Source organism: Streptomyces sp. NPDC018026 (genome assembly GCF_044327745.1).
GTDB lineage: Bacteria > Actinomycetota > Actinomycetes > Streptomycetales > Streptomycetaceae > Streptomyces > Streptomyces rubrogriseus.
On record NZ_JBIRFY010000003.1, the window covers coordinates 20,269 to 47,262 of the forward strand.

General features: G+C 73.8%; 25 protein-coding genes. 20 read left to right on the forward strand and 5 right to left on the reverse strand.

What is annotated here, in order from left to right:
• Positions 1–41: 41 nt before the first annotated feature.
• Positions 42–380, reverse strand: coding sequence for a ferredoxin (locus tag ACH4D3_RS10185; protein WP_398319026.1), 339 nt, complete (start codon positions 378–380; stop codon positions 42–44).
• Positions 380–1,543, reverse strand: a complete 1,164-nt coding sequence (locus tag ACH4D3_RS10190; RefSeq protein ID WP_398319029.1) for a Rieske 2Fe-2S domain-containing protein — start codon at positions 1,541–1,543, stop codon at positions 380–382. The genes ACH4D3_RS10185 and ACH4D3_RS10190 overlap by 1 nt, the downstream gene beginning before the upstream one ends.
• Positions 1,544–1,759: 216 nt before the next feature.
• On the opposite strand from ACH4D3_RS10190, the gene ACH4D3_RS10195 reads away from it, so the two are divergent.
• From ACH4D3_RS10195 to ACH4D3_RS10265, 15 genes are all read left to right on the forward strand, one after another.
• On the forward strand, positions 1,760–2,506 hold the full coding sequence (locus ACH4D3_RS10195; protein WP_398319032.1) for an SDR family NAD(P)-dependent oxidoreductase: 747 nt from the start codon (positions 1,760–1,762) through the stop codon (positions 2,504–2,506).
• 148 nt (positions 2,507–2,654) lie between these two features.
• Complete coding sequence (locus ACH4D3_RS10200) at positions 2,655–3,815, forward strand: steroid 3-ketoacyl-CoA thiolase (RefSeq protein WP_398319035.1); 1,161 nt, start codon at positions 2,655–2,657, stop codon at positions 3,813–3,815.
• 9 nt (positions 3,816–3,824) lie between these two features.
• On the forward strand, positions 3,825–6,104 hold the full coding sequence (locus ACH4D3_RS10205; protein WP_398319038.1) for an acyl-CoA dehydrogenase: 2,280 nt from the start codon (positions 3,825–3,827) through the stop codon (positions 6,102–6,104).
• Between the two features lie 7 nt (positions 6,105–6,111).
• Positions 6,112–7,005 (forward strand): MaoC/PaaZ C-terminal domain-containing protein, encoded by an 894-nt coding sequence (locus ACH4D3_RS10210; RefSeq protein ID WP_398319041.1) that lies wholly within the window; start codon positions 6,112–6,114, stop codon positions 7,003–7,005.
• Positions 7,006–7,079: 74 nt separating this feature from the next.
• The gene (locus ACH4D3_RS10215) at positions 7,080–7,676 is read left to right on the forward strand and encodes a PaaI family thioesterase (RefSeq protein ID WP_398319044.1); all 597 of its coding nucleotides are present in this window, start codon (positions 7,080–7,082) and stop codon (positions 7,674–7,676) included.
• A 14-nt stretch (positions 7,677–7,690) separates the two neighbouring features.
• Positions 7,691–8,461 (forward strand): SDR family NAD(P)-dependent oxidoreductase, encoded by a 771-nt coding sequence (locus ACH4D3_RS10220; RefSeq protein ID WP_398319047.1) that lies wholly within the window; start codon positions 7,691–7,693, stop codon positions 8,459–8,461.
• Between the two features lie 229 nt (positions 8,462–8,690).
• Positions 8,691–10,352, forward strand: coding sequence for an AMP-binding protein (locus ACH4D3_RS10225; protein WP_398319050.1), 1,662 nt, complete (start codon positions 8,691–8,693; stop codon positions 10,350–10,352).
• Between the two features lie 61 nt (positions 10,353–10,413).
• Complete coding sequence (locus ACH4D3_RS10230) at positions 10,414–11,580, forward strand: acyl-CoA dehydrogenase family protein (protein ID WP_398319053.1); 1,167 nt, start codon at positions 10,414–10,416, stop codon at positions 11,578–11,580.
• Positions 11,577–12,575 carry a bifunctional MaoC family dehydratase N-terminal/OB-fold nucleic acid binding domain-containing protein gene (locus ACH4D3_RS10235; protein ID WP_398319056.1) on the forward strand — a complete coding sequence of 333 codons (999 nt, stop codon included), beginning with the start codon at positions 11,577–11,579 and terminating at the stop codon, positions 12,573–12,575. The genes ACH4D3_RS10230 and ACH4D3_RS10235 overlap by 4 nt, the downstream gene beginning before the upstream one ends.
• Complete coding sequence (locus tag ACH4D3_RS10240; RefSeq protein ID WP_398319059.1) at positions 12,575–13,708, forward strand: acyl-CoA dehydrogenase family protein; 1,134 nt, start codon at positions 12,575–12,577, stop codon at positions 13,706–13,708. The genes ACH4D3_RS10235 and ACH4D3_RS10240 overlap by 1 nt, the downstream gene beginning before the upstream one ends.
• A complete protein-coding gene (locus ACH4D3_RS10245) occupies positions 13,705–14,163 on the forward strand; it encodes a MaoC family dehydratase (RefSeq protein ID WP_398319062.1) in 459 nt (152 codons plus the stop codon). The genes ACH4D3_RS10240 and ACH4D3_RS10245 overlap by 4 nt, the downstream gene beginning before the upstream one ends.
• Entirely contained in the window at positions 14,160–15,344 is a 1,185-nt protein-coding gene (locus ACH4D3_RS10250) for a lipid-transfer protein (protein ID WP_398319065.1), read from the forward strand. Before ACH4D3_RS10245 ends, ACH4D3_RS10250 begins: the two co-directional genes overlap by 4 nt.
• Positions 15,341–16,216 carry a MaoC/PaaZ C-terminal domain-containing protein gene (locus ACH4D3_RS10255; RefSeq protein WP_398319068.1) on the forward strand — a complete coding sequence of 292 codons (876 nt, stop codon included), beginning with the start codon at positions 15,341–15,343 and terminating at the stop codon, positions 16,214–16,216. The genes ACH4D3_RS10250 and ACH4D3_RS10255 overlap by 4 nt, the downstream gene beginning before the upstream one ends.
• Positions 16,209–16,997 (forward strand): 2-keto-4-pentenoate hydratase, encoded by a 789-nt coding sequence (locus tag ACH4D3_RS10260; RefSeq protein WP_398319071.1) that lies wholly within the window; start codon positions 16,209–16,211, stop codon positions 16,995–16,997. Before ACH4D3_RS10255 ends, ACH4D3_RS10260 begins: the two co-directional genes overlap by 8 nt.
• Positions 16,998–17,031: 34 nt before the next feature.
• Positions 17,032–17,967 (forward strand): 3-oxoacyl-ACP reductase, encoded by a 936-nt coding sequence (locus tag ACH4D3_RS10265; protein ID WP_398319074.1) that lies wholly within the window; start codon positions 17,032–17,034, stop codon positions 17,965–17,967.
• A gap of 22 nt (positions 17,968–17,989) precedes the next feature.
• Here the strand turns inward: ACH4D3_RS10265 and ACH4D3_RS10270 are convergent, their stop codons facing one another.
• Entirely contained in the window at positions 17,990–18,610 is a 621-nt protein-coding gene (locus ACH4D3_RS10270) for a TetR family transcriptional regulator (RefSeq protein ID WP_398319077.1), read from the reverse strand.
• 200 nt (positions 18,611–18,810) lie between these two features.
• Between ACH4D3_RS10270 and ACH4D3_RS10275 the strand changes: the two genes are divergently transcribed.
• From ACH4D3_RS10275 to ACH4D3_RS10295, 5 genes are all read left to right on the forward strand, one after another.
• Entirely contained in the window at positions 18,811–20,430 is a 1,620-nt protein-coding gene (locus ACH4D3_RS10275) for an FAD-dependent oxidoreductase (protein ID WP_398319080.1), read from the forward strand.
• A 13-nt stretch (positions 20,431–20,443) separates the two neighbouring features.
• A complete protein-coding gene (locus ACH4D3_RS10280) occupies positions 20,444–21,238 on the forward strand; it encodes an SDR family NAD(P)-dependent oxidoreductase (protein ID WP_398319083.1) in 795 nt (264 codons plus the stop codon).
• 81 nt (positions 21,239–21,319) lie between these two features.
• A complete protein-coding gene (locus ACH4D3_RS10285) occupies positions 21,320–22,963 on the forward strand; it encodes a FadD3 family acyl-CoA ligase (RefSeq protein WP_398319086.1) in 1,644 nt (547 codons plus the stop codon).
• Between the two features lie 61 nt (positions 22,964–23,024).
• Positions 23,025–24,191 (forward strand): 3-hydroxy-9,10-secoandrosta-1,3,5(10)-triene-9,17-dione monooxygenase oxygenase subunit, encoded by a 1,167-nt coding sequence (gene hsaA / locus ACH4D3_RS10290; RefSeq protein WP_398319089.1) that lies wholly within the window; start codon positions 23,025–23,027, stop codon positions 24,189–24,191.
• Positions 24,192–24,204: 13 nt separating this feature from the next.
• Positions 24,205–24,972, forward strand: coding sequence for an SDR family NAD(P)-dependent oxidoreductase (locus ACH4D3_RS10295; RefSeq protein ID WP_398319092.1), 768 nt, complete (start codon positions 24,205–24,207; stop codon positions 24,970–24,972).
• Between the two features lie 54 nt (positions 24,973–25,026).
• Here the strand turns inward: ACH4D3_RS10295 and ACH4D3_RS10300 are convergent, their stop codons facing one another.
• Together ACH4D3_RS10300 and ACH4D3_RS10305 are read right to left on the reverse strand one after the other, a co-directional pair.
• Entirely contained in the window at positions 25,027–25,833 is an 807-nt protein-coding gene (locus ACH4D3_RS10300; protein ID WP_398319095.1) for an SDR family oxidoreductase, read from the reverse strand.
• A gap of 30 nt (positions 25,834–25,863) precedes the next feature.
• Entirely contained in the window at positions 25,864–26,958 is a 1,095-nt protein-coding gene (locus ACH4D3_RS10305) for an acyl-CoA dehydrogenase family protein (protein ID WP_398319098.1), read from the reverse strand.
• Positions 26,959–26,994 lie beyond the last annotated feature (36 nt).

Here is a 26,994-nt window from a genome sequence, read left to right on the forward strand (position 1 = left end):
GGCCCCACCGTTGTGTCCGCCGGGATCGGGGGAGAGTGGGCTCAGGCTCGGTGGTCGGGGCCGGGGCCAGCCGGGTCCACGACCTCGATACGGCCGTGCAGCGCCGCCTCGCGGATCGTGTCGCGCAGGGACCGGCAGCCTTCGAAGGCGGCTTCGGTCCCGTCGGCCGCGTTCCGTTCCGCGCAGGCCGCTGTGGCCCGCGCGTTCCACTGCACGCTCGTCTGCTGCCAGCTGCTCTTGCGCACCAGCACCTCGGCGGCGCACCGCGCGCAGGCCAGCGGCCGCATCGGAACCCCGTCGGCGCGCCGGGTGTCGAGCCTGTTGTCGATCCGGTCGTCGATCCGGTCGACCCGGGTGCCGTTCTGGTGGCCGGTGCGCATCAGACCGGCCGGCCCTCGGCGACGGCGGCCTTGCGGGCGAGGTTGGCCTCGACCTCCCGCTGCCACGCCTCCACGGGCCGCGTGGTGTCCAGCTCGAACTCGAAGCGGTCGGTCATCTCCGGCGTCACGTCGGCGGCATCGACGTAGAACTGCTCGTACCAGCGGCGGAGTTGGTAGACCGGGCCGTCCTCCTCGCACAGCAGCGGGTTGTCGATGCGGGTCTTGTTCTTCCAGATCTCGATGTCCTGCTCGAAGCCGAGCTTGATGAACTGGCCCATGCCCGCCGCGAGTTCGTCGGCCTCCTCGGCCGACAGGGACGCCGAGCGCTTGACCACGATGCCGTACTGGAGCACGAAGCGGTTCGCGTCCACGGGGTAGTGGCAGTTGATCAGGACCGAGCGCACGTCGTCGGCGTTCTCGTAGTGGTAGGTGAGGTCGTCGACCATGAAGGACGGGCCGTGGTACGAAGCCACCGAGTTGCTGCCGCTGGTCTTCGGCTTGCCGTCCTGTTCCTGCGGGCGCGCGTCCGGACGGCCGGTGCCGCGCATGTACTGGGTGGCGGTGTGTCCCTCGAAGACGTTCTTGAAGTACGTCGGGAAGGAGTAGTGGACGTAGAAGAAGTGGGCCATGTCCACCACGTTGTCGACCACCTCACGGCAGTTGGCGTCGACCACGGTCTCGTACCAGAGCCAGTCGGTCCACTCGTCGCTCGTGGCGCCCTCGATGCGGGGGATGGTCACGTCCGCGGGCGGCGGGTTGCCCTCCGGGTCGTTCCAGACGAACAGCATCCCGTCCTGGTCCAGGGTCGGCCAGGCCGCCGTACGGGCCCGCAGCGGGACCCGCTTGGAGTACGGGATCTGCTTGCAGCGTCCGTCGCCGCCCCAGCGCCAGTCGTGGAAGGGGCAGGCCACCTGGTCGCCCTTGACCGTGCCCTGGGAGAGGTCGCCGCCCATGTGCCGGCAGTAGGCGTCCAGTACGTTGAGCGTGCCGTCACCGGCCTGGAACACCACGAGTTTCTGGCCGAAGGCCGTCACCGCGTGCGGCTTGCCGTCCTTGTACTTCTCGGCGAGGCCCAGGCAGTGCCAGCCGCGCGCGAAGCGGGTCGGTGCCGCGGCCGCCTCGATGGCCCTGACGTCGTCGTGTGCTGACTCGACTGCGCTCACGTTGCTCTCATCCCCTCAGGACGCGTGGTCTCCACGGTCCGGACGGTAGGCGCGGACCTCCGGGTCCACGGTGGCGAGTCCCACTGACCGGTACCGGTGGTCCGGGGCCGCGCGAGGGGCGGTCCCGGTCGGTGGGACCGGGCCCCCGACGACCCGGCCGGCGGGCGTACAGTCCGCCGCCCCGTCCGTCGGCGCAGGCAATGAAGAGGAGCCGCGATGAACCGCTTCGAGGGTACGAAGGTCCTGCTCACCGGGGGTGGTTCCGGCATCGGGCGGGCCACCGCGCGGCGTCTGGCCGCGGAGGGTGCGGCGGTGTTCGCCGTCGACCTGTCCGGGGAGGGACTGGCCGAAACGGCAGCCGCGTGTGCCGGGCCCGGGCGGATCGCGACCCGGGTCGCCGACGTCGCCGACGAGGACGCGGTAGTGGCCGCCGTACGGGCCGCGGCGGACGAACTCGGCGGCCTCGACGTGCTGGTGAACGTCGCCGGCATCCACCGCACCACGCCGATCGACCGGCTGACCGTCGCCGACCTGCAACAGCTCTTCACGGTCAACGCCGTCGGCACCGCCCTGTTCTGCCGGGAGGCCCTGCCCCTGCTGCCGGACCGCACCGGCGTCGTCGTCAACGTCGCCTCGTCGGCCGCGGCGCACGGGAACCCGTACATGACCGCCTACGCCGCCTCCAAGGGCGCCGTCCTCGGCTTCTCCCTGTCCCTGGCCGCCGAGGTCGCCCACCGGGGCATCCGCGTCGTGCCCGTCTCGCCCGGCTCGGTCGCCACGCCGCTGGCCGGGCCGCACGTGCTGCCGCCCGGCCTGGACGTCTCGTACTACGGGCGGATCCGCTCCCCGTTCGGCGCCGCCGAGCCCGAGCAGATCGCCGGGGTGATCGCCTTCGCGGCGTCCCGCGACGCGGGCTACCTCACCGGGGCCGAGCTGCGGGTCGACGGGGGATCGCACATCTGACGGTCCCGGCGGCCGAGGGACGCGGCGGCTGCCACTGAGCGGGACTGGATCTTGTCTGCTTCCAGAATGAATTCTAGTTTTCCGGTGCAGCGACAGGAATCAGTCAGCCAGTCCGGGCCCCCACGCCCCCTCACCCATACGGAGAGCCATGACCGAGGCCGTCATCGTCGAAGCCGCGCGGACACCGGTCGGCCGGCGCCGCGGTGTCCTGTCCGGGCTCCACCCGGCGGAGCTCCTCGGGCTCGCCCAGAAGGGCCTCGTCGAGCGGGCCGGTATCGCCCCCGCCACCGTGGAGCAGGTCATCGGGGGCTGTGTCACCCAGGCCGGTGAGCAGTCCAACAACGTCACCCGCAACGCCTGGCTGCACACCGGGCTCCCGCACACCACCGCCTGCACCACCATCGACTGCGCCTGCGGATCGTCCCAGCAGGCCGTGCACCTGGTCGCCGGTCTGATCGCCTCGGGCGCCATCGAGACCGGCATCGGCTGCGGCGTCGAGTCGATGAGCCGGGTCTTCCTCGGCAAGGCCCTCACGCCCGACACCGGCGTGCCCGTGCCGGAGAGCTGGTCCCTGGACATGCCGGACCAGTTCACCGCCGCCGAGCGCATCGCCCGGCACCGGGGCATCACCCGGGCCGACGCGGACGCCCTCGGCCTCGCCTCCCAGCGCAACGCCGCCCGGGCCTGGGCGGAGGGCCGCTTCGAGAAGCAGATCATCGGCGTCGAGGCTCCCGTGATCGGGGCTGAGGGGCCCACCGGTGAGACCGCCCTGGTCACCCGCGACCAGGGCCTGCGCGACACCACCCCCGAGGCGCTGGCCGCCCTCAAGCCGGTCCTGCCCGACGGCATCCACACGGCGGGCAACAGCTCCCAGATCAGCGACGGCGCCGCCGCCGTCCTGCTGATGAGCCGGGAGCGCGCCGCCCGCGAAGGACTGCGCCCGCGCGCCCGGATCGTGGCCTCCACCATGGTCGGCTCCGACCCCTACTACCACCTGGACGGGCCCGTCGCCGCGACCGAACGGGTGCTGCGCACCGCCGGCATGACCCTCGACGACATCGACCTCGTCGAGATCAACGAGGCCTTCGCCTCCGTCGTCCTGTCCTGGGCCCAGGTCCACAAGGCGGACATGGACAAGGTCAACGTCAACGGCGGCGCCATCGCCCTCGGCCACGCCGTCGGCTCCACCGGGGCCCGGCTCGTCACCCAGGCCCTGCACGAACTGGAGCGCACCGGGAAGTCCACCGCGCTGATCACCATGTGCGCCGGCGGGGCGCACTCCACCGCCACCGTCATCGAACGCGTCTGAGGAGCCGCCATGACCATCGGGCTCACCCAGGAGCACCGCGACCTGCGCGACGCCGTACGCGCCTTCGCGAACCGGCACATCACCGAGGACATCCTCCGCGCGGCGGCCGACGCCGACAAGGAGATCCTCCCGGACCACTTCAACGGCCTCGCCGAGCAGGGGCTGCTCGGACTGCACCTGCCGGAGGACGCGGGCGGCGCCGGATACGGACTGGTCGAACTCGCCGTCGTCACCGAGGAACTGGGGCGGGCCATGGCGCCCGGCCCCTTCCTGCCGACGACGCTCGCCTCCGCCGTCCTGCACGCCGCCGGACACCGCACCCACCTCGCCGCGCTCGCCTCCGGCACCTCCGTCGGCGCCGTCGCGCTCACCCCCGGCACCCTCGCCCTCACCCGGGCCGCCGACGGCACGGCCACCCTCACCGGCACCTCCGAACTCGTCGTCGGCGGCCACCTCGCCGACGTGTTCGTACTGCCCGCCGCCGATGGGGGCCGCACCACCTGGCTCGTGCTGCCCCGGGCCGCCGTCGACACCACCGACGTCCGCAGCCACGACCTCACCCGACGCTCCTCCCGGGTGACCGCGCGCTCGGTGCCCGTCCCGGCCGCCGACCTCCTCGCCCTCGCACCGGAGCGCCCCCGGGACCTCGCCGCGACCCTGTTCGCCGCCGAGGCCTCCGGCATCGCCGACCGCTGCGTCACCACCGCCGCCGACCACGCCCGGGTGAGGGAGCAGTTCGGGCGGCCCGTCGGCCAGTTCCAGGGCGTCAAGCACCGCTGCGCCCGCATGCTCGCGCAGGCCGAGCAGGCCCGCGCCTGCGCCTGGGACGCGGCCCGCGCGGGCGACCCCGGCGGTCCCGGTAATCCCGGCGATCCGGATGGCACGGACCCCGGCGAGACCGCACTGGCCGCCGCCGTCGCCGGTGCCGTCGCCGTCGAGGCCGCGTTCGTCACCGCCAAGGACTGCATCCAGGTGCTCGGCGGCATCGGCTTCACCTGGGAACACGACGCGCACCTCGCACTGCGCCGCGCCCAGACCCTGCGCGTCGCCCTCGGTCCCACCGCCGCCTGGCGCCGCCGCGTCGCCCGCCTCGCCCTGGACGGCACCCGGCGCAGGCTCGGCGTCGAACTGCCGCCGGAGGCCGAGACCGTACGCGAGGGAATCCGCGCCGAACTGCGGGAGGCCGCCGCCCTGGAGGGCCGGGAGCGTTCCGTCCACCTCGCCGACCACGGCTACACCGCCCCGCACCTGCCCGCCCCCTGGGGCAAGGGCGCCGACCCGGTGACCCAGCTCGTCATCGCCGAGGAACTGGCCGCCGCGGACCTCACCCCCGTCGACATGATCATCGGCGGCTGGGTGGTGCCCACGCTCATCGCCCACGGCGACGACACCCAGCGCGAGCGGTTCCTCGCCCCGAGCCTGCGCGGCGACATCCGCTGGTGCCAGCTCTTCAGCGAACCCGGCGCGGGCTCCGACCTCGCCGGCCTCACCACCCGCGCCGAGAAGGCCGACGGCGGCTGGCGGATCAACGGGCAGAAGGTGTGGACGTCCATGGCCCGCGACGCCCACTGGGGCGTCCTGCTCGCCCGCACCGACACCGGCGTGCCCAAGCACAAGGGCATCTCGTACTTCCTCCTCGACATGACCAGCCCCGGACTCGACATCCGGCCGCTGCGGCAGATCACCGGGGAGTCCGAGTTCAACGAGGTCTTCCTCGACGACGTGTTCGTCTCCGACGACCTGCTCGTCGGTGCGCCCGGCGACGGCTGGAAACTCGCCCGCACCACGCTCGCCAACGAGCGCGTCGCCCTCTCCCACGACGCGGTCGGCTCCGGCGCGGAAACCCTGCTGGAGATCGCCGCCGCCTGGGACCGGCCGGGCACCGACGGCCTGGACTCCGATGGCCTGGGCTCCGGCGGCCTGGACTCCGGCAGCCTGGACGAGGAACGACTCACCACCCTCGGCGGCCACCTCTGCGACGCCCAGACCGGCGCCCTCCTCGCCCTGCGCACCACCCTGCGCACCGTCTCCGGACAGCAGCCCGGCGCCGAGGCGTCCATCGCCAAACTCCTCGGCGTCGAGGACCAGCAGCGGGTCTGGGAGACCTGCGTGGACTGGCAGGGCGACGCCGCGCTCACCGGCGAGGGCGAACGCCACGACGCCATGTGGATGTTCCTCAACTCCCGCTGCCTGTCCATCGCGGGCGGCACCACCGAGGTCCAGCTGAACATCATCGGCGAGCGCCTCCTCGGCCTGCCCCGCGACCCCGAGCCCACCCGGAAAGGCTGACCCGACCATGCCCATCGACCGCGACAAGGCGCTGCGCGCGGACCCCGCCGTCCGCGAGATCCACTGGACCACGCGCGACGTCCTCCTGTACCACCTGAGCCTGGGCGCAGGTGCCGCCGCGGCCACCGACCCCGAGCTGCACCTGACCTACGAGAAGAACCTCATGGTGCTGCCCACCTTCGCCCTGGTGGCCGGTACCGGCCCCTCCGCCGGTGAGGCCCCCGCAGCGGGCCTGGAGATGCCCGGCATCGACGTCGACCTGCGCGCCGTACTCCACGCCGGACAGGGCCTGCGGGTGCACCGCCCCCTGCCCGCCTCGGGCACCGCGACCCTGCGCTCCCGCGTCGCCGAGGTCTGGGACAAGGGCAAGGCCGCACTCGTCGTCCTGGAATCGGCGGTCACCGGCGCCGACGGCGAACCGCTGTGGACCACGACCACCCGCATCTGGGCCCGCGGCGAGGGCGGCTTCGGCGGCGAGCCCGGAGCCGAGGAGCGGGCGGCGGCGCCGGAGCGCCCCGCCGACACCGTCTTCACCACCGCCACGGTGCCCCAACAGGCCCTGTGGTACCGGCTCAACGGCGACCTCAACCCGCTCCACGCCGACCCCGCCTTCGCCCGCTCGGCAGGTTTCGAGCAGCCGATCCTGCACGGCCTCGCCTCCTACGGACTGGTCGCCAAGGCGCTGGTCGACGGCGTCCTCAACGGCGACGTCACCCGCCTCACCGGCCTCACCGTGCGCTTCGCGGGACCCCTCGTCCCCGGCGAGTCCATCGTGACGTCCGTGTGGCGCGACGGGCCACCGGACGACGACGGCACCCAGCGGCTCCTGCTGCACGCCGCCTGCCCCGAGCGCGACGACGCGCCCGTGCTCACCCACGCGACCGCGACGGTGCGCCCGTGAACGCCCGCGCCGCCGACGGCATCCCCGCGTCTCCATCCCCATCCGGGTCCGCATCCGTATCCGGCCCCCGCCTCGTGGCCGAGCCCCGCACCGACGGCGTGGACGCCGCGGTAGCCGCCGCCCGCCGCCTGGTCACCGCCCTGCTGCGGGCCGGTGACGGAACCGGCGTCGACATGACCGAGATCGCCGCACGCCTCGACGCCGTCACCGACGGGCTCACCGAGAAGGCCCCCACCGTCCCCGAACGCCTCGCGGAGATGTGGCGCGGCGAGGGCGTCACCCGCCACGACCCCGTGACCGGCCCGGAGAACGCCATCGCCCCGCCGCTCACCCTGCACGGCCGGGAGGACCGCTCCATCGAGGGCGTCGTCACCCTCGACCTGCCCTACCAGGGCCCGCCCGGCCATGTGCACGGAGGCGTGTCGGCACTGCTCCTCGACCACACCCTGGGCGTCGCCAACCACTGGGCGGGCACCTCCGGGATGACCGCCGAACTCACCCTGCGCTATCTGCGGCCCACCCCGCTGTTCGAGCCCCTCACCGTCACCGGACGGCAGGTCTCGGTGGACGGCTCGCGGATCCGCACGGCCGGCGAGATCACGGCCGGTGGCCGGGTCTGCGTCACCGCGGAGGGCCTGTTCATCAACAAGCAGCTGCCGCGGCCGAGCTGAGGAGAGAGGCGACCATGACGGATCCGGTACGGAGCCTCGACGGCAAGGTGGCCCTCATCAGCGGCGCCGGCCAGGGCGTGGGACAGGGCATCGCCCTCGCGCTGGCCTCCGAGGGCGCCCGCATCGCCGTACTCGGGCGCACCGCCGCCAAGTTGGAGGCGACCTGCGAGCTGCTGCGGGCCAGGGGAGTGGAGGCGGAGCCGTTCGTCCTCGACGTGCTGGACACGGACCGCATCCCCGGCACGGTCGACGCCGTCGCCGCACGCTTCGGCGGCATCGACATCCTGGTCAACAACGCCTACACCGGCTGCTACGGACCGCTGCTGTCGCTGTCCGGCGCCGAGTTCCGCAAGGGCTTCGAGAGCGGGCCGTTCGCGGCGTTCGCCTTCATGAACGCCGCGCACCCCCACCTGAAGCGGAACGGCGGAGCGATCGTCAACGTCGTCACCTCCGCCATGGTCCGCTGGGACCTGAGCACCTACGGGGCCTACGCGGCGGCCAAGACGGCCCTGCGCACCCTCACCCGGACCGCCGCCAACGAGTGGGGCCGCGACGGCATCCGCGTCAACGCCATCGCCCCGCACGCCGTGTCACCCGCCTACGCCAGGTGGCAGGACGCCCACCCCGAGGAGGCCGCCGAGTTCAGCGCGACCATCCCGCTGGGCTACGTCGGCGACTGCGAACGGGACATCGGGCGGGCCGTGGTGATGCTGTGCGGGCCGGACGCCCGCTACCTGACGGGCGCCACCGTGCCGCTCGACGGCGGGCAGGCCAACTTCGACTGAGCAGCCGGCGCCGACGGCATGCGTCCCCGTCCCTCCCGGTCAGCGGGATCATCCCCGCCGGGGTGTCCCGGCCGCGGCTAGCGTCGCCGGCGGCGGGAGGGACCCGGGCGGGCACGGTCCGAGGGGGCGCCGTACGACCACCACCGACGGAACGCGGGCGCACCACCGGCGCCCCGTCGCCGTACCGACGACACCGGCAGACCCGTCCACCGGGTGAGAGGGACCGACGTTGCCACACCAGACGATTGCCGACCTGCTGCTCGCCCGCGCCGGGGACGACCACCCCGGCCTGCTGACCCGCGAACGGACCTGGACCTGGGACGAGGTCGTCGCCGAGAGCGCCGCCCGCGCCGCACTGGCCGCCGAACTGCGCACCGAGGGGCCGTTCCACATCGGCGTGCTCCTGGACAACGTCCCCGAGTACGTCTTCTGGCTCGGCGGTGCCGCGCTGGCCGGAGCGGCCGTCGTCGGCATCAACCCGACCCGGCGCGGCGCCGAACTCGCAGGCGAAGTGCGGCACACCGAGTGCCAGTTGATCGTCACCGACCGGGCCGGTCTCGACCTGCTCGACGGCCTGGACGTCGGGGTGAAGCGCGACCGCTTCCTCGTCGTCGACGACGAGGAGTACGCGACCGCCCTCGCCGCCCACGCCGGGCGGGGACCCGCGCACGCCGCCCCGGACGTCACGGCCGCCACGACCATGCTGCTCCTGCTGACCTCCGGCACGACCGGCACCTCCAAGGCGGCGATCTGCTCGCAGGGCAGGCTCACCGCGCTCGGCGCCGCCAACAGCGCCAAGTACGACATCACCCGTGCCGACACCTGCTACTGCCCGATGCCGCTGTTCCACGGCAACGCCCTGATGGCCCTGTGGGCACCGGCCCTCCACGCGGGCGCCACCATCGCCCTCACCCGCAAGTTCTCCGCGTCCGGATTCCTGCCCGACGTCCGCCACTACGGCGCCACCTACTTCACGTACGTCGGCAAGGCCATCGGCTACGTCCTCGCGCTGCCCGGGACGCCGGACGACGCCGACAACCGGCTCACCCACGCCTTCGGCACCGAGGCCTCGCCCGAGGACGCCGACCGGTTCCTGGCCAGGTTCGGCTGCCGTCTCGTCGAGGGGTACGGGTCCAGCGAGGGCGCCGGCATGCTCAGGCGCGTCGCCGACGGCCCGGTCGGTGCCCTCGGCAGGCCCGCCCGGGACGGCGTCCGCATCGTCGAACCGACGACCCGCCGGACCTGCCCGCCCGCCCTGCTCGACACCTACGGCCGGGTGCGCAACCCGGAGGAGGCCATCGGGGAGATCGTCGACACCGAGGGCGCCGCCCGCTTCGAGGGCTACTGGAACAACGCGGCGGCCAACGCCGAACGCGTCCGGCACGGCTGGTACTGGACCGGCGACCTCGGCTACGTGGACGAGGCCGGCTACTTCTACTTCGCGGGCCGCTCCGGGGACTGGATCCGCGTCGACGGCGAGAACATCTCCGCGCTGCTCACCGAACGCGTCCTGCGCAGACACCCGGGCGTCGTCGCCGCCGGAGTCTTCGGCGTGCCCGACCCCCGCTCCGGCGACCAGGTGATGGCCGCCGTCGAGATCCCCGACGGCACCCGCTTCGAGGACCTGAACCTGCCCGGATTCCTGGCCCGCCAGGAGGACCTGGGCACCAAGGGAGCCCCGCGCTACGTACGCGTCTCGCACGCGCTGCCCACCACCGGATCCAACAAGCTGCGCAAGAAGGAGATGCAGCTCGACGGCTGGCGCACCGACGACCCCGTGTACCGCTGGACTGGCCGCGCCGGACCCGCGTACGCGCCGATGACCGACGACGACAAGACCGCCCTGCGCGAGGAGTTCCTCGCCAACGGCCGCGGCCGCTTCCTGCCCTGAACGGCGAAACGGCCCATGACGACGGCGACGGCGACGGCGACGACCAAGGAGAGAACGACACATGCACCTGCGTGAGAGCGCCGCGCACCGCGAGCTGCGGCGGGAACTGCGGGCCTACTTCGCGGGCCTGATGCCCGGGGACGAACGCCGCCGGGTCGGCGAGGAGGGCGTCGGCGGCGACCGCTTCCGCGAGGTCGTCAAACGGCTCGGCGCCGACGGCTGGCTGGGCATCGGCTGGCCCACCGAGTACGGCGGCCAGGGACGGTCCGTCGAGGACCAGTACGTGTTCTTCGACGAGGTCCAGCGGGCCGGGCTGCCCTTCCCCTTCGTCACCGTCAACACGGTCGGCCCGACCCTCATGGCGTACGGGTCCGAGGAGCACCGCAGGAGGTTCCTGCCCGGCATCCTCGCCGGTGACATCGTGTTCGCCATCGGCTACACCGAGCCCGGGGCCGGGACCGACCTCGCCGCGCTGACCACCCGGGCCGTGCGGGACGGCGACTCGTATGTCGTGGACGGCTCCAAGATCTTCACCAGCGGAGCCAACACCGCCGACTACGTGTGGCTCGCCGCCCGCACCGACCCGGACGCCCCCAAGCACAAGGGCATCTCGATCCTCATCGTGCCCACCACCGACGAGGGTTTCGACTGGAGCCCCATCCGCACGGTGGGCGGCATGGTCGTCACCGCCACCTACTACAGCGGCGTGCGCGTCCCCGCCGCCGACGTCGTGGGTGAGGTGAACGGCGGCTGGCGGCTGATCACGGCCCAGCTGAACCACGAGCGCATCGGCCTCGCCGCCCTCGGCGGACGCATGATCCAGCTCTGGGAACGCGTCCTGGACTGGGCGAAGGAGAACGGCACGGCCGACATCCCCTGGGTGCGCCAGGAGTTCGCCCGCACCCACGCCCGGCTGGAGGCGATGCGGCTGATGAACTGGAAGATGACCGGCGCCGTCGCCGCCGGCACCCTCACCGGCGCCGACGCGGGCGCCGCCAAGGCGTACGGCACCGAGACCCACATCGCCGTCCAGCGCGGACTGACGCAGATCCTCGGAGCGGCCGGCCGCATCCGGCCCGAGTCACCGGGCGCCGTCCTCGCCGGACAGGTCGAACAGCTCTCCCGGCAGGGCCTCGTGAACACCTTCGGCGGCGGCGTCAACGAGATCCTGCGCGACATGGTCGCAACCCAGGGCCTCGGCCTGCCGCGCAAGGGGCGCGGCGCGTGACCGGGCGGGAGGACACCCGACGGGACACCGGGTACGAGGAGCGGCTGCGGGCCTTCACCGGACGCGAGCTGCGCCCGCTCACCCCGGCCCAGGACCCGGTCAACCAGGCGATGATCCGGCACTGGACGGAGGCGATGGGCGACACCAACCCCGTCTACACCGACGCCGGAGCGGCCCGTGCGACCGGACGCGGGGGCGTGGTGGCGCCCGCCTCGATGATCCAGGCCTGGACGATGCGCGGCTACGCCGCCACCGTCGCCCCGCCGGCCGGGCGGGACGGCTTCGCCGAGCTGGTCGACCTCCTCGACGAGGGCGGCTACACCTCCGTGGTGGCCACCGACTCGGAGTTCACCTTCCTGCGCGAACTGGAGCCCGGTGACCACGTCGCCGTCCGCGAGAGCGTGGAGTCGATCTCGGCGGAGAAGCGGACGGGGCTGGGCACGGGCAGGTTCGTCACCACCCTCAAGACGTACACCGACCAGCACGGCGAGACCGTCGCCACCCAGCGCTGGCGCACCCTCCGGTTCCGCCCGGCACCGCCGCAGGAACCGGAAGCCGCGCCGGTGGAGGAGCCACGTCCCGCCCAGGCCCTGCGGCCCCGGCCCGCGATCAACCGGGACAACGCCTTCTTCTTCGAGGGCGCCAAGCAGCACCGGCTGCTCGTCCAGCGCTGCGCCGCCTGCTCCGCCCTGCGCCACCCGCCGGGGCCCTGCTGCCCGGAGTGCAACTCGCTGGAGTGGGACACCGTCGAGGCCTCCGGCCGCGGCCACGTGTACAGCTACGTCGTCAACCACCACCCGCGCCACCCGGCCTTCGACTTCCCCCTCCTCGTCGCGGTCGTCGAACTCGCCGAGGGCACCCGCCTCGTCACCAACCTGACCGGGGTCGCGCCCGACGACGTCGCGATCGGCATGCCCGTGGTCCTCGACTGGCTCGACGCCGACCCCGAACTGACCCTGCCGGTGTTCCGGCCCGCCCCGACGGAGGCACCCTGATGGATTTCTCCCTGGGAGAAGAGCTCGAAGCGGTCCGTGACCTGGCGCGGGAGATCTTCACCGACCGGGCGACGCCCGAGCGGCTGCGCGAGGTGGAGACCTCGCCCACCCGGACCGACACCCGACTCTGGGACGACCTGGCCTCGGCCGGACTGCTCGGCGCCGTGCTGCCGGAGGCGGACGGCGGCGCCGGACTCGGCATGGCGGGACTCTGCGTCCTCCTGGAGGAGCAGGGCCGCAGGGTGGCGCCGGTACCGCTGTGGCCGGCCCTGGCCGGTGGCCTCGCCGTCGCCGCGCACGGCACCACGCGCCAGCGGGCGGAGCTGCTGCCGGGCCTCGTGAGCGGCGAGGTACGGCCGACCGTCGCGCTGGAGGAGTTCGGCCCCGCCGACCCGCTCGCGCCCCGCACCAGAGCGATGCCGGACGACACGGCGCAGGGCGGCCCGCGCTGGCGGCTGACCGGCAGCAAGGCCGTCGTACCCGCGCCGGACGGCGCCCGGCACGTCCTGGTCACCGCGACCACCGACGCGGGCCCCGGCCTGTTCCTGGTCGCCACGGACGCCCCCGGAACGACCTGGGAGCCCGCCGAGACCACCACGTACGACATGAGCGGCCACCTCGCCCTCGACGGCGCCCCGGCCGAAGCCGTGGGCACGCCCGGAGACGGCACCGTGGCGGCGCTGGTCCGCGACTCCTTCGTGGCGCTGGCCGCCGTCCAGGTGGGCGTGGCCGAGGGCGCCCTGCGGTACGCGGCCGACCACCTGGGCGAGCGCCTCCAGTTCGGTCGCCCGCTGGCCACCTTCCAGGCCGTACAGCACCAACTCGCCGACTGCTACATCGACATCGACGCGATGCGGGTCACGCTGTGGCAGGCCGTGGACGCGCTGCGGGAACCGTGCGACGCGGCGGACGCCGACCGGGCCGCCCTGGTCGCCAAGTGGTGGGCCACCGAGGCCGGTCTGAACACCGTCCACCGCGTCCAGCACGTGCACGGCGGCATCGGCGTCGACACCGACTACCCGGTGCACCGGCACTTCCTGTGGGGCAAGCAGATCTCCACCACCCTGGGAGGCGCGGGCGCCGACCTGGAGCGGCTCGGCGCCCTGCTGACCGGCGCGGCGGTGGCCTCATGAGCCCCGCACAAGAGGACACCCCCGCCGTCCCTGCCACCCGCATCTATGGCGAGGTCGCCGTCGGCGACGTACTGCCGGAGCTGACGATCCCGGTGACGCGCACCCTGATCGTCGCCACGGCGCTCGCGAGCCGCGACTACCAGGACGTGCACCACGACCCCGAACTCGCCCGCGAACGCGGCTCCAAGGACATCTTCATGAACATCCTGACCAGCAACGGCCTGGTCGACCGCTACGTCACCGGCTGGGCCGGACCCGCCGCCGTCGTCAAGGCCATCCGCGTCCGGCTCGGCGCCCCCAACCACCCCGGCGACACCGTGGTGCTCACCGGCACGGTCACCGCGAAGTCCGACGCGGACCGCCACGTGGACATCGCCGTCAAGGGCACCAACGGCCACGGCGCCCATGTCACCGGCACCGTGACCGTGTGCCTGCCCGGGGAGGCGACGCCATGACCGCCGGGCCCCTCTCCCCGGCCGCCGCCGTGGTCGGCATCGGCGCCACCGAGTTCTCCAAGGACTCCGGACGCAGCGAACTCCAGCTCGCCTGCGAGGCCGTGCTCGCCGCCCTCGCCGACGCCGGACTGACCCCCGCCGACGTGGACGGCCTGGTCACCTTCACCGCCGAGACCAACTCCGAGATCCACGTGGCCCGCAACACCGGGATGGGCGACCTGACGTTCTTCTCCCGCATCGGCTACGGCGGCGGCGCGGGCTGCGGCACGGTCCAGCAGGCGGCCATGGCCGTCGCCACCGGCGCCGCCGAAGTCGTCGTCTGCTACCGGGCGTTCAACGAACGCTCCGGCGAACGCTACGGGCTCGGCCAGGCCGCCCGCCCCATGGACACCACCGCCGACCGGGCCGCCTACGCCTGGCTGACCCCCTTCGGGCTGAGCACCCCCGCCCAGTGGGTGGCCATGTTCGCCCGCCGCTACCTCCACGAGTACGGTGCCACCACCGACGACTTCGGCCGCGTCGCCGTCGTCGACCGGGGGCACGCCGCGAACAACCCCGCCGCCTGGTTCCACGGCCGCCCCATCACCCTCCAGGACCACCGCGACTCCCGCTGGATCGCCGAGCCGCTGCGACTGCTCGACTGCTGCCAGGAGACCGACGGCGGCCAGGCCCTCGTCGTGGTCTCCGCCGAACGCGCCCGCGACCTGCCCCACCCGCCCGCGCTGATCCGCGCCGCCGCCCAGGGCCTCGGCGCCGACCAGCACATGATGACCAGCTACTACCGGCCCACCATCACCGGCATCCCCGAGATGGGCCTGGTCGGACGGCAGCTGTACCGGCAGAGCGGCCTCGGCCCCGACGACGTCGACGCGGCGATCCTGTACGACCACTTCACGCCGCTGGTCCTGCCCCAGCTGGAGGAACTGGGCTTCTGCAAGCCCGGCGAGGCGAAGGACTTCATCGCCGACGGCCATCTCGAACTCGGCGGACGGCTGCCCCTCAACACCCACGGCGGGCAGCTCGGCGAGGCCTACCTGCACGGCATGAACGGCATCGCCGAGGGCGTCCGCCTGGTCCGCGGCACCTCCGTCAACCAGCCGGACGGCGTCGGCCACGTCCTGGTCACCGCCGGCACCGGAGTCCCCACCAGCGGCCTGATCCTGGGAGCCGACCACCGATGACCAGCACCCGCACCAGCACCCGCACCAGCACCCGCACGTGGCACGGCCACGACCTCGGCACCCGCACCGTCTCCTACACCGAGCGCGACGCCCTCCTGTACGCCCTCGCCGTCGGCGCCCCGGCCGACCGGCTGGACCTCGTCTACGAGCGGGACCTGCGCGTCCTGCCCACCTTCGCCCTCACCCTCGCCCAGTGGGCGCCCGACGCCCTCGGTGCCCTCGGCGCCTTCGACATCACCACCGCCGTGCACGGCAGCCAACGCCTCACCGTGAAGCGCCCGTTGGAGCGCACCGGCGAGCTGGTGACGTCCGCGCGGGTCGCCGACGTGTGGGACAAGGGCTCCGCCGCCGTGTTCGACGTCGAGGTGGACTGCGACCGCTTCACGGCCACCTGGTCGATCTTCGCCCCCGGCAGCGGCGGATTCGGCGGTGAGCGCGGCCCCTCCGCACCCCGCCGCCCGGACCGGCCGGCCGACCACCGGCTGACCGTGCCCACGCACTCCCGGCAGGCCGCCCTCTACCGGCTGCTCGGCGACCGGCACGCCATGCACATCGACCCCGAGGCGGCGAAGGCGGCGGGTATGCCCCGGCCGTTCCTGCACGGCCTGTGCACCCTCGCCGCGGCCCTGCTGCCGCTCGCCGACAGCCTCGGCGCGCACCCCGCCGACCTGGCGGAACTGGAGGCCCGGTTCGCCGCCCCCGTCTTCCCGGGCGACCCGCTCGCCCTGCACGGCTGGACCGGTGACGACACCGGCGTCCGCTTCGAGGCGGCGGCCGACGACGGACGCACCGTGCTCTCCGGCGGCCGCGTCCGCTTCGCCGCCGCCCGAGGCCCCGCCGCACCGACCCGCGAGGAGACCCCCGATGCTTGACCCAGCACAGCGCGCCGAGGCCGCCGAACTGCTCCGCACCGCACAGCGCGACCGGGCCCCCGTCGACCCGCTGACCACCACCTGGCCGGACATCGACGCCACCGACGCGTACGAGATCCAACTCCTCAACATCCGCGAGCAGTTGCGGAACAAGCACGTCACGGTCCACGGGCACAAGGTCGGCCTGTCCTCCAAGGTCATGCAGCAGATGATGGGCGTCGACGAACCCGACTACGGCCACCTGCTCTCCGACATGGTGCTGACCGAGGGGACACCCGTCGACACCGGCCGCTACTGCCAACCGCGGATCGAGGTAGAGATCGGCTACGTGCTCGGCCGGAGCCTGCCCGGCGAGGGGTGCACCACCGCGGACGTCCTCGCCGCCACCGAGTACGTCGTCCCGAGCATCGAACTCATCGACAGCCGGATCAGGGACTGGAAGATCGGCCTCGCCGACACCATCGCCGACAACGCGTCCTCCGCCGGAGTGCTCCTCGGCGCCGCCCGCGTCCGCCCGGCCGACCTGGACCCCGCCGACGTCGCCGCCGTTCTGTACCGGGGCGGCGAGGAGATCGCCCGGGGCAACACCAGCGCCGTACTGGGCGACCCGACCGAGGCGGTCGCCTGGCTGGCCCGCAAGGTGGCCTCCTACGGGGTGCGCCTGGAGGCGGGACACGTCGTGCTGCCGGGCTCGTGCACCCGGGCGGTGGACGTGCGGCCGGGGGACGGGTTCCGGGCCGAGTTCGAGGGACTCGGCACCGTGTCGATCGCCTTCGTCTGACAACACGTAACAGGAACACGGAAAGAGGCACAGCATGAGCACCACGAACACCACCCTTCAGGGGCGTACCGCCGTCGTCACCGGTGCGGGCGCGGGACTCGGCCGGGCCGAGGCGCTCGCTCTCGCGGGACTCGGCGCCAACGTGGTGGTCAACGACGTCGGCCCGGCGGCAGACGACGTGGTCGCCGAGATCAAGGCCCTGGGCGCGGACGCGGTCGCCGTGACCGGTGACGTGGGCGACTGGTCCATGGGCGAGCGCCTGGTGGCGGCCGCCGTGGAGACCTTCGGCGGCCTCGACGTCGTCGTCAACAACGCGGGCGTACTGCGCGACCGGATGCTGTTCAACCTCTCCGAGTCCGACTGGGACGACGTCATCCGCGTCCACCTCAAGGGCCACGCCGGACTCTCCCGCGCCGCCGCCGTGCACTGGCGGGCCGCCTCCAAGGCGTCCGGCGCCCCCGTCTACGGCCGGGTCGTCAACACCTCCTCCGAGGCCTTCCTGTTCGGCGCCCCCGGCCAGCCGAACTACTCCGCGGCCAAGGCCGGGATCACCGCGCTCACCCTGGCCACCGCCCAGGGGATGTCCCGCTACGGGGTGCGCGCCAACGCCATCTGCCCGCGCGCCCGCACCGCCATGACCGCCGACTCCTTCGGCGAGGGCGTCGACGCGCCGGGCGGCCTCGACATCATGGCCCCCGAACGCGTCGCCACCCTGGTCGCCCACCTGGCCTCACCGGCCGCCGACGGGATCAACGGGCAGGTCTTCGTCGTCTACGGCGACATGGTCGCGCTGCTCGCGCCGCCCACGGTGGAGCACAAGTTCACCGCGGCCGAGGGCACCTTCACCCCCGAGGAACTCGACGCCCAGCTCACCCCGTACTTCACCGGCCGCGACCCCTACCGGAACTACGCCGCGTACAGTGTCGCCGCGCTCGACACGACGGGCACCCAGCAGACCCCGGCGGGCTGATCGACCCGGCCGCTCGCCCCCGTCAGAGCCCGTCAGACCCGTCGTCGCCGGGGGCGAGCAGCAGCCGGCAGGCCATCCGCAGGTCGGCGTCGGCCTCCTCCGGGGAGATCCGCTCGTTGAGCCGGGACTGCAGGACGCCGTACCAGAGCAGGGTCAGCAGCCGCAGCCGGGCGACATGGTGCTCCGTGGGGTCCTGGACGGCCCAGGCCCGCAGCAGCAGGTCGAGGAAGCCCGTGTCGACCCGGGCCAGGTCGGGGACGGTCGAGGCGCGGGCGGCGTTCGCCGACTGGATCATCGCGGTGGCGAGCTCCGGCCGGCGCAGCAGACTGCGGGTGGCACCCGCCAGCGTCGCGAAGACGGCGTCCTCGGGCGAGTCGTGCGCGGTCCGGTCCGCGAGCCGCGCGCCGAGCCCCTCGATCTGGTCGGCCATCACGGCCGTGAACAGGTGCGTCTTCGACGGGAAGTACCGGTACAGGGTGCCGATCGCCACCCCCGCGGACTTGGCCACCTCGTGCATCTGCACCCGCTCCAGCCCCGTCTCGGCGGCGATGTCCGCCGCCGCCCGCAGGATGCTCTGCCGGCGCGCGTGCTGCCGGGGCGAACTGGGCTCGGCCCCCGCCCTGGCCTCGGCGATTCTGGGCACGCTCTCCCTCCAGGCGCTCGATCGTCTCGTGGCAACGGTCTTCGACAATACGCGCGCCCCGCGCCCCACGTCAGGTGCCGCCCGGCCCTCGTACCGGTCAGTGGGACCGCTCCCGCCCCTGCCACCGCCGGCGCGGTCTGCTGAAGCCTCACACCCCGAACACCACCACCGAACACCCACCGACTGGCAGGAGGGCATCCATGCGGGACGGCCGAACGCAAGGCGACGCCACGCACGACGTGATCGTCGTCGGGTCCGGCGCGGGAGCCATGACCGGGGCCCTGGTGGCCGCCGCCGACGGCCTGGACACGGTCGTCCTGGAACGGACGGCGCTGCTCGGCGGCACCTCCGCCTACTCCGGGGCCGCCTGCTGGCTGCCCGGCACCCAGGTGCAGGAACGCGCCGGTCTCGGCGACTCCACCGACGCCGCCCGCAGCTACCTCCGGGCCCTCGTCGGCGACACCGGATCGGACCGCCGGGAGGCCTTCCTGCGGCACGCGCCCGAACTGGTCGCCCGGCTGGAGCGCGACCCGGCCGTGGAGTTCGAGTGGCGGGCCTTCCCCGACTACGTCGCCGCCCCCGGGCGGAGGGACGCCGGACGGTCCTTCGTGCCGCGTGATCTGCCGCAGGAGGAGCTGGGCGACCTGATGCCCCTCATCCGCCCGGCGGTCGACCGGGACCGGTCCGGCCAGGGCCACCCCGACGGCCCGCTGACCGCCGGCCGCGCCCTGATCGGCCGCCTCCTGCTCGCCGCCACCCGCACCGGCAACGCCACCGTGCGTACCGGGTACCGCGTCACCGGCCTGGTCACCGAGGACGGCCGGGTGACCGGCGTCGTGGCCGAGACCCCGCGGGGCACGGTCACCGTACGGGCCCGGCGCGGCGTGCTGCTGGCCGCGGGCGGATTCGAGGGCGACGACGCGCTGCGCACCGAGCACGGCGTGCCCGGCGCCGCCGCCTGGACCATGGCACCCCCGGGAGCGACCACGGGCGACCTGCTGCGCGCCGCCGTCCGCATCGGCGCCGCCACCGACCTTCTGGACGAGGCCTGGTGGTGCCCCGGCATCGAACGGCCGGACGGCACCGCCGCGTTCACCCTCGGCCTGCGCGGCGGCATCGTCGTGGACGCGGCGGGCCGGAGGTTCGCCAACGAGTCACTGCCGTACGACCGCATGGGCCGCGCCCTCGCCACCGCGCAGGCACCCGCCCACCTGATCTTCGACTCCCGGGAGGGCGGCGGCCTGCCCGCCATCACCGTGCCGCCCGCCGACCCGGACGAACACCTCGCGTCCGGCGTCTGGGTGAAGGCGGACTCGCTGACCGAACTCGCCGAGCGCATCGGCGTCCCGGCCGACGCCCTGACCGCCACCGTCGCCCGTTTCAACGGCCATGCCGCGACCGGCACCGACCCGGACCACCACCGCGGCGAGGACCCCTACGACCGGTTCTTCGCCGACCCCCGCAACGCCCCCGGACCCAACCCCTGCCTGGTCCCGCTGGACCGCCCGCCCTACTACGCGGCCCGCCTCGTCCTCGCCGACCTCGGCACCAAGGGCGGCCTGCGCACCGACGTGAACGCCCGCGTCCTCGACCACGCGGGAGACCCGATCCCCGGCCTGTACGCCGCCGGGAACACCAGCACCTCCTTCACCGGCCGGGTCTACCCGGGCCCCGGCGTCCCCATCGGCACCGGGATGGTCTTCGCCTCGCTGGCCGTGCGGGACATGACCTCCTCCGACCCGCTCCCGGCCAGTGGGATCACCGGCGGCGCCACCGGCGGGGCGCGTTCTACCGTCACCGCACCGCCGGCCAGGGACTGAGGAGAGGTACTCGATGATCGACAAGAGTGTGTACGGGCCGTGGGCGGTCGTCGCGGGCGGCTCCGAGGGCGTCGGCGCCGCGTTCGCCGAGCAACTCGCCGACGCCGGGATCAACCTGGTGCTGATCGCCCGCAAGCAGGGGCCGCTCAACGAGACCGCCGACCGGGCGCGGGCCCGGGGCGTCGAGGTCCGCACCCTCGCCCTCGACCTGCTCGACCCCGGGGCCCTGGCGGCCGTCCGCACGGTCACCGACGGCCTGGAGGTCGGGCTGCTGATCTTCAACGCGGGCGCCAACACCTACGGCCACGACTTCGTCACCGGCGACCTCGACGGCGTCCAGGGCGTGCTGGACCTGAACATCACCGCGCAGCTCGCCCTCACCCACCACTTCGGGGCCCTGATGAAGGAGCGGCGCCGCGGCGGCATCATGCTGGTCGGCTCCCTCTCCGGCTACCTGGGCCAGGCCCGGATCAGCGTCTACTCGGCGGCCAAGGCGTTCAGCCGCGTCTTCGCCGAGGGCCTGTGGCTGGAGCTGCGCGAGTACGACGTGCACGTCCTCGAACTGGTCCTGGGCGTGACCCGGACCCCCGCGATGGAACGCGCCGGCCTGCGCATGGACCTGCCCGGCCTTCGCGTCGCCGAACCGGACGACGTCGCCCGGGAGGGCCTCGACCACCTCGCCGACGGACCCCTGTGGGTCGCCGGGGGCAACGAGGAGACCGCCGAGCGGCGCAGCGGCTTCCCCCGCGCCGAACTGGTCCTCGGCGCGCACGAGGCCTCCCAGCGGCTGCTGCCCTCCGCCACCTGACCGGGGGAGCGGCACACCCTCCCGCGCGCCGCCGCACCGCACTCCCACCGTCCGCGTACGCCGTCCCCTCCCGGAGAGCAGATGAGCGAGCCCGAGCCCCCACTCACGATCCCCGGCGCCCTGGACCTCGCCGCCGCCCGCGCCCCCGACCGGGAGGCTCTGGTGGACGACGACGTACGGCTGACCTGGAGGGAACTGCGCGACCAGGTGCGGGCCGCCGTCAGGTCGCTGATCGCCCTCGGCACCCGGCCCGGCGACCGGATCGCCGTCTGGGCGCCCAACAGTCACCGCTGGGTGGTGGCCGCGCTCGCCGTCACCTCGGCCGGTGCGGTACTCGTCCCCGTCAACACCCGCTACAAGGGCGGCGAGGCCCGCTGGCTCCTCGAACGCGGGGCGGCCAGAGTGCTGTTCGTCGAGAACGGTTTCCTCGGCAAGGACTACCTGGCCATGCTGGGCGACGGCGCGGAGGTACGCGACGAGACGCGCCCAGTACCGTCCCTGCCGGGCCTGGCAGCCGTGGTGACACTCGACGGCGGCGAGGACGGCGACGAGGACGGCGCACGTGACGGAGCGGACCGCCCCAAGGACCGCCCCGGCACCCTGCCCTGGGGGGCCTTCCTCGCCTACGGGGCCCACCTGCCCGACGACGAGGTCACCGTCCGCACCGCCTCCGTACGCCCCGACGACCCGTCCGACCTGCTCTTCACCTCGGGCACCACCGGCCGGCCCAAGGGCGCGCTGACCACGCACCGCCAGAACCTCACCACCTACCGGGCCTGGAGCGCGCGCACCGGAGTCACCGGCGACGACCGCTACCTGATCCTCAACCCGCTCTTCCACTGCTTCGGCTACAAGGCGGGCGTACTGGCCTGTCTCCTGCGGGGCACCACGATGGTGCTGCAACCGGTCTTCGACGTGAACCGGGCCCTGCGCGCCGTCGAGACCGAACGGATCAGCGTCCTGCCCGGCCCGCCCACCATCTACACCGAACTGCTCGACGCCCCCGACCGGTCCCTGTTCGACCTGTCCTCGCTGCGCCTCGCGGTGACCGGCGCCGCCGTGGTGCCGGTCGCCCTGGTCCGGCGCATGCGGGCCGAACTGTTCCCCGAGGTGCTCACCGCCTACGGGCTCACCGAGTCCTGCGGCACGGTCAGCGTCTGCTCCGCCGACGACGACGCGGAGACCGTGGCGCTGACCGCGGGCCGCCCCATCGACGGCGTCGAGGTGCGCATCGCCGACGGCGACCGGCGCCCGCTGCCCGCAGGACGGGACGGCGAGATCCTGGTCCGCGGCTACAACGTGATGCTCGGCTACCTGGACGACCCGGCGGCGAGCGCGGCGGCCGTCGACGACGACGGCTGGCTGACCACCGGCGACGTCGGCCACTTCGACCCGCGCGGCAACCTGGTGCTCACCGGCCGCTCCAAGGACATGTTCGTGGTCGGCGGGTTCAACGTCTACCCGGCCGAGATCGAGCAGGTCCTCACCGGGCACGACGCCGTCGCGGAGGCCGCCGTGATCGGCGTCCCCGACACCCGTCTCGGAGAGGTCGGCCGGGCCTACGTGACGGCCCGCCCCGGCGCCGGGAGCGACCCGGGCGCCCTGCTCGACTGGTGCCGCGAGCGGCTCGCCAACTTCAAGGTCCCCCGCGAGGTCGTCGTCCTGGGGGCGCTGCCGCGCAACGCCGCCGGCAAGGTCGACAAGGCCGCGCTGCGCACCGACTGACACCCGCGGCGCCACCGCGCACCGCACCGACACGGGCCCCTGAGGGCCGGGAGGACGCACGATGGGCAATCAGGTTCTGGAGTCGGTGCGCGCCCTGCTGCCCGGCATCGGCAAGCGGGCCGTCGCCGCCGACGAAGCACGGCGCATACCGGAGTCCACGGTCCGCGAACTGACCGAGGCCGGCGTCTTCCGGATGCTTCAACCCGCCCGCTACGGCGGCCTGGAGAGCGACCCGGTCGACTTCTACCAGGTGGTCCGGGCGATCTCCGCCGTCTGCTGCTCCACCGGCTGGGTCGCCTCGGTGCTGGGCGTGCACCCCTGGCAGCTCGGCCTGTTCCCGCGCCGGGCCCAGGACGACGTCTGGGGCGAGGACCCCGACACCCGCATCTCCTCGTCGTACGCGCCGGTGGGCCGGCTCACCCCCGTCGACGGCGGCTACCGGCTCACCGGCCGCTGGAGCTTCTCCTCCGGCTGCGAGCACGCCACCTGGGCCCTGCTCGGCGCCCTCGTCGTCGGCGCCGAGGGACGGCCGGTGGACTTCCTCACGGTCCTGGTGCCCCGCTCCGACTACACCATCGAGGACGCCTGGGACGTGGTCGGACTGCGCGGCACCGCCAGCAACGACATCGTCGTCGAGACGGCGTATGTGCCCGGCCACCGGGTGCTGCGCAACTACGAGCAGGCCCGGCTGAAGGTGCCCGGTCAGCAGGTCAACAAGGGGCCGCTGTACCGGCTGCCGTTCGGCGCCATCTTCACCAGCGCCATCACGGCACCGGTGATCGGCGCGGTGTCCGGCGGCTACGAGTCGTACGTGTCGCTGATGAAGGAGCGGGTGCGGCTCAGCCTGGGCGGGGGCCGGTTCACCGAGGACCCCTTCGCCCAGGTCGCCATCGCGCGCGCCGCCTCCGACATCGACGCGACCGTCCTCCAGATGGACCGCAACCTGCGCGAGCTGTCCGAACTCGCCGCCGCAGGCCGGGAGATACCCATGGAGCTGCGGCTGCGCACCCGCCGCGACCAGGTCCGGGGCACCGAACGGGCCGTCGCCGCGATCGACCTGCTCTTCAAGACCGCCGGCGGCAACGCGCTGCGCCGCGGCAACCCCGTGGAACGCGCCTGGCGCGACGCCCACGCGGGCAGCGTGCACGTCGCCAACGACGTGGAACGCGCGCTCGCCATGTACGGCCGCGGGGCGTTCGGCCTCACGGTGGAGGACAACCTGGTCTGAGGAGGAGCACATCATGCGGCTCGAAGGACGCGTCGCGATCGTCACCGGCGCCGGGGACGGCATCGGCGCCGCGGTGGCCCGGCGGTTCGCCGCCGAGGGGGCCAGGGTGCTGGTCGCGGAGGTGAACGAGGAGACCGGCCGGGCCGTGGCCGACGCGATCGGCGGCCGCTTCCTGCGCACCGACGTCGGCGACAAGGCACAGGTGCTGGCCATGGTCGACACCGCGGTATGGGAGTTCGGCGGCGTCGACATCCTGGTCAACAACGCCTGGGCGGTCGGCGGCCTCGGCCGGGTGGAGGACAAGACCGACGAGATGCTGGCCCGGGGGATGGGTATCGGCTTCTACGGCCCGTTCTGGGCGATGCGGGCGGCGTTCCCGCACATGCGGGAGCGCGGCTGGGGCCGGGTCGTCAACATGTGCAGCCTCAACGGCGTGAACGCCCACATGGGCACCCTGGAGTACAACGCCGCCAAGGAGGCCCTGCGCACCCTCACCCGCACCGCCGCCCGGGAGTGGGCCCCCACCGGGGTCGTCGTCAACGCGATCTGCCCCGGCGCGAAGAGCGCGGCCTTCCGGCGGCGGATGAGCGCCAACCCCGAGCTGGAGCGGCAGGTCGGGGCCATGAACCCGATGGGGCGGATGGGCGACCCGGACGAGGACATCGCCCCGGCCGCGCTGTTCCTCGCGAGCGAGGACGCCCGGTACGTCACCGGCAACACCCTCTTCGTCGACGGCGGTTCGCACATCAACGGCGTGGCCTGGGCCCCCGACCTGCCGTGACGGACCCGGGCCCGGGAGAGGCGGCACGCTCTCTCCCGGGCTCCGGCACGTCCGTCACGCCTCCTGGCCCGCGGCCCTCGCGGCGAGGAACCGGGCCGGGAACTCCCCGCCGCCGTGCACCGCGAGGTCCGCCCCGTTGACGTACGCCGACAGGTCGCTCGCCAGGAACAGGCAGGCCCGCGCGACGTCCCCGGGCACGGCCATCCGCTCCATCGGGATCACCCCGGCGACCGAGGCGCCGCCGTCCGCGCCGTAGACGGACGCCGCGCTCTCGGTGCGGATCAGGCCGGTGGTGATGTGGTTGACCCGCACCTCGGGCGCCCACTCCAGGGCCAGCGCCTTCGTGAGGGCCAGCAGCCCCGCCTTGGCGGCCGTGTACGCGGCGGTGCCCGGCTGCGGATCGTGCGCGGAGACGCTGCCGATGTTGACGACCGCGCCGCCGCCCGGCCCGGCCTGCATAGCGCGGTGGGCCGCCTGCGCGACGTAGAACGGCGCGAGCAGGTTGAGCGCGACGATCTTCTCCACGAAGCGCGGCGAGACGGTCGCCGCGTCGGCGTCCGGCGAGCCGCCCGCGTTGTTGACGAGCACGTCGAGCCGGCCGAAGCGCTCCACCGTACGGTCGACGAGCTGCGCCGCCGCCGCCGGATCGCGCACGTCGGCGGCGACGAAGACCGCCTCCCTGCCCCGTGCCCCCGGCAGGGAGCCCGGAGCGTTGCGGCCGCAGACCACCACGTCGGCCCCGGCCCCGAGGAACGCCTCCGCGATGGCCGCACCGATGCCCTTGGTGCCGCCGGTGACGAGCACCACGCGCCCGGTGAAGTCCAACGAGTCGTTGCTGTCCGTGTCGGTGTCGATGTCCACTGGCTTTCTCCGGTCGGCTGGGGCTGCTGTTCAGTACGAGGTGTACGAGGTGTGCGAGGTGAGTCCGAGCCCGGCGGCGAGCCGTGCCCGGTGCGAGGCGGGCGGGCCGAACAGCTCGCCCGCTCCGTGCGCCCGCTTGAAGTAGCGGTGCGCGTCGTGCTCCCAGGTGATGCCGATCCCGCCGTGCAGCTGGATCGTCTCCCCGGCCACCGCCGAGAACGCCTCGGAGCACACCGACTTGGCGACGGCGGCGGCCCGGGGCAGCGCGCCGGGGTCCTCGTCGGCGGCGAAGGCCGCGCCGAGGGCGGCCGAACGCGCCGACTCCACCAGCACGTAGGCGTCCGCCAGCCGGTGCTTGACCGCCTGGAACGAGCCGATGGCCCGCCCGAACTGAACCCGGTCGCGGGCGTGGGCGACGGTGAGTTCGAGACAGCGCTCGGCGGCGCCCACCTGCTCGGCGGCGAGCGCCGCGCAGGCCAGGTCCCGTACGTGCGCCAGGACCCGCTCCCCGTCGCCCGCGACCCCGACCGGGCGCCCCTCGGCGCCGTCCAGGACCCACCGGGCCTGACTCCGGGTGCCGTCCATCGTGACGACGGGTGCGCGGCGCGCGCCGGGCGCGTCCGCCGCCACCTCGAACAGGGAGACTCCGGCCGCCGTACGGGCCGCGACGACCAGCACGTCGACGTCCGGCCAGTCCAGTACGTGCTCCTTGACGCCGCTGAGGAACCAGGCGCCGCCGCCGGGTCCCGGTACGGCGCGGGTGCGTACCGCCGCCGGGTCCCAGGAGCCCTGTTCGGCCCAGGCCAGCGCGCCCACCGACCGGCCCTCGGCCAGCGTCGGCAGCAGGCGCCCGCAGGCCTCCTTGTCACCGGAGGCGAGCAGCGCCCCCGCCGTGAGCACCGCCGAGCCGAGCACCGGCAGCGGACTCAGGCACCGGCCCAGCTCCTCCATCACCACGTGCACGTCCCGGGCTCCGCCGCCCGCGCCCCCGTACTCCTCCGGTACGGCGAGTGCGGCGACGCCGACCTGCTCGGCCAACGGCCGCCAGGCCGCCGCCCCTTCGTGCCGGGTCAGCAACGACCGTACGGCCGACCGCAGTTCTTCCTGCTCCTCCGTCAGCCTCATCGGGCTGCTCCCCTCGTGTGTGTGACGCGGTGGTGC